Origin of the sequence: Mycobacterium sp. (genome assembly GCF_052144515.1) — a bacterium.
Classification (GTDB): domain Bacteria; phylum Actinomycetota; class Actinomycetes; order Mycobacteriales; family Mycobacteriaceae; genus Mycobacterium.
On record NZ_JBKQQD010000195.1, the window covers coordinates 1 to 2,747 of the forward strand.

Here is a 2,747-nt window from a genome sequence, read left to right on the forward strand (position 1 = left end):
TTTTTCAAGATCAACAACGAGGCGACCGGCCGATCAGGAAGTTTTTTGGCGGGAAGCCATTTGAATTAGCACAATTCTATTGAAATAGAGTATCTATTAGGCGCATATCTTTTGCAGCGCAACATTATTCGATTATTGTCGATTACCTAAAGTGTGTTGCAACACAATCCGTTCCCGGTACGGCATAATAAGGGCATGGCGACACGGCACGGCACCAGGTCAATGTACGTAAGCGGGGGGTGTCGGTGCGACGAATGTCGGCTAGCTGAATCCAATTATCAGCGTGGCCGGCGTCGGCGTGGGATCAAGAAAAAGCCACTGAGCGCGGTGCCGCCGGTGGGAGTTGAAATGGCCGGGCCCGGACCTGTGGAGCGCGGTGTGCTCGCCGAAATCGAAGGATTATCTACGGCGTCCAAACGACCAGGATTAATCGAGGCGGCTTTGGCGATGGCCAGGCTTTTAGATAATCCCCTGAATACGCCCCAGCATCCGCCGGCAGCGGCCCGCTTGCAGAATGCGTTGGCGGAACTGCGGATCGGTGTTACGGAACGTAAAGGATGGCTCGCCGACATCAGGTCGCTGTCGGGGACGGCGGGCTGATGACCGAGATACAAGGCTGCGAGACACCCAGGATTTTCACGCCACCGCTGAGACCGTTAACCCCCGAGACCAGTCATGGTTTCGCCGCTATCAAGTTCGCGGAGGGTCTCGGTTTCAAATTGTTTCCGTGGCAACGATTTTTGCTTGTGCATGGGCTTGAGCTGGACCCCGACGATGATTCGTTGTATCGGTTCCGCACGGTGGTGTGCGAAGTGGCCAGACAGTCGGGTAAGTCGTTCGCCATGCTGATCTTGGCCCTGTGGCATATCTACGTCCGTGACAGTCGCACGGTGCTCGGCACCGCTCAAGACTTGGCGACCTCGGAGAAGACGTGGGCTGAGGCGGTGGCGATCGCGGAGTCCGATGAGGAGTTGTCCGCGCTGATTGAGAAGATCACGCTGGGGCATCCGAAGTCGTTGAAGCTGATCACCGGCCCTGAATACCGGGTGGCGACGGCGAGCCGCCGTGGTGGCCGGGGTTTCTCGGCGAATCTCGTTCTTTTGGACGAGTTGAGGGAACACCAGGGGTGGGACAGTTGGGCTGCGACGACGAAGACGATGATGGCCCGCCCGCGCGCGCAGGCGTGGTGCTTTTCCAATGCCGGGGACTCGATGAGCATCGTCTTGAAGTATCTGCGGGCCCAGGCGCATCGCGAATTGGGTTGGCCTGACGGTGACGGTGATAAAGAGGTTCTGGGCGATTTGGCCGCCGAGCTGGAGGAACTTGACGACGGCCGGGATTACCCGGTGGGCTGGTTTGAGTGGTCGGCTTCGCCGCACGCGCAGCGCACCGACACGGCGGCTTGGGCACAAGCGAATCCGAGCCTCAACCACACGGAAATCACCGAGGATTGCGTGACGTCGAGGGCGTTGATGCACGCGTTGAAGACCGATCCGCCGCATGTGTTCGAGACTGAGATTCTGTGCCGCTGGAGTTCAGCCGGGGATGTTGGCCCGTTTCCTGAGGGGTCGTGGCAGGAGACTCTGGACGACAGTGCCAGGCCGGTGGCTGGTGGCCGGCAGGTCGTGTGCGTAGACGTGTCCTGGAATCGCAGCCGGTCGTATATCGCGCGGTGTGGGCATGACGCGGAGGGTGTGCCGGTGGTGGGGATCGCGGAAGACAAGCCGGGCACCGATTGGGTAGTCGATTGGTTGATCGCCCACCGCGACACCTTCGAGACCATCGTGGTGCAGTCCAATGGGGCGCCGGTGACGTCGCTGCTACCCGACATCGAGAACGTGTGTCTACCGGATGGTAGTGCGGCGGGGTTGCCGGTGATCGCGTGGAAGGGAACGGATCTGTCGTCGGCGACGTCTATGCTGTTCGACCGCCTGGAGTCCCGCAAGATCCGCCATGCGTCGCATCCGGGTTTGGATGCTGCTGCGACGTCGGCGGCGGTGAAAGTTTTAGGTGCGGGCGGCTGGGTGATCGATCGGGCCAAATCGCCGACGGACGCGGCCCCGTTGATCGCGGTGATCGGCGCCGCCTGGGCGGCGGAAACCCTCGGCCAGCCAGCCGAATACGACGTGCTGGCCAGTGTGCTCTGACCTGGGGTTACAGCGGCATGTCCCACGCCCCCGGGCAGTCGGGGTACGTTTCCCAGCCGAGTAGCTCGCGGAGCTGATATCCCACCCAGATCCAGTCGGTGCGGTGCTGGCGGCTACCGAAGAACCGTGCGGCGGGGCCGTCGTCGTCCGGAACAGCCGACTGGTAAATCAGGGGGGCGAGGTCGATGTCCCATTTGCGAGCTTCGTCGAGTAGCGGCTTGAGCCAGTCGGTGGCTTCGGGGCCGTTCGCCATGCCAGGCCTCCTGACAACGTACGTAGTCAAAGTCAATTATGCTGCGCGTATCGACACAGATGAGGCGGCATTGCCGCTGTACCGGCAGCGGCTCGACGACGCGGTCCACAGCATCGCGGACCCGATTCCGACGTGGCACTCCGGGACCTGCCGATGGTCACCGGCCTTGTATGACTCGCTCCGCGTGGAGCTGGCCGGCGCCCGCACGAGCAGCCGTGCAGCCCAGCAGCGGTCCAGGCCGCCGTGCCAAACGAGCGTCCTCGATCTACTCATCCAGATAGACGCCGCAGTGAATTCATGGAGCGGCGGCTCGGATAAGGGCGGCACGATCGAGCGCCTCCATGCTT

4 protein-coding genes are annotated in these 2,747 nt (G+C 61.8%); 3 read left to right on the plus strand and 1 reads right to left on the minus strand.

The window, feature by feature from the left end; translation table 11 throughout:
- The first annotated feature begins 348 nt into the window (after positions 1–348).
- Complete coding sequence (locus ACLP9N_RS13335) at positions 349–600, plus strand: hypothetical protein (protein ID WP_442407849.1); 252 nt, start codon at positions 349–351, stop codon at positions 598–600.
- On the plus strand, positions 600–2,147 hold the full coding sequence (locus ACLP9N_RS13340) for a terminase (protein ID WP_442407850.1): 1,548 nt from the start codon (positions 600–602) through the stop codon (positions 2,145–2,147). The genes ACLP9N_RS13335 and ACLP9N_RS13340 overlap by 1 nt, the downstream gene beginning before the upstream one ends.
- A 7-nt stretch (positions 2,148–2,154) precedes the next feature.
- On the opposite strand, the gene ACLP9N_RS13345 is transcribed toward ACLP9N_RS13340, so the two are convergent.
- Positions 2,155–2,400: a hypothetical protein gene (locus ACLP9N_RS13345; RefSeq protein WP_442407851.1), complete on the minus strand. Its 246-nt coding sequence runs from the start codon at positions 2,398–2,400 to the stop codon at positions 2,155–2,157.
- Positions 2,401–2,470: 70 nt separating this feature from the next.
- Between ACLP9N_RS13345 and ACLP9N_RS13350 the strand changes: the two genes are divergently transcribed.
- Positions 2,471–2,747: DUF7341 domain-containing protein (locus ACLP9N_RS13350; protein ID WP_442407852.1), on the plus strand; the 277-nt coding region annotated here is incomplete at its 3' end.

Coding starts and splice junctions, on each gene's coding strand:
- ACLP9N_RS13345 (WP_442407851.1), bottom strand. CDS start 2,400: ATGGCGAACGGCCCCGAAGCCACCGACTGGCTCAAGCCGCTACTCGAC.
- ACLP9N_RS13340 (WP_442407850.1), top strand. CDS start 600: ATGACCGAGATACAAGGCTGCGAGACACCCAGGATTTTCACGCCACCG.
- ACLP9N_RS13335 (WP_442407849.1), top strand. CDS start 349: ATGGCCGGGCCCGGACCTGTGGAGCGCGGTGTGCTCGCCGAAATCGAA.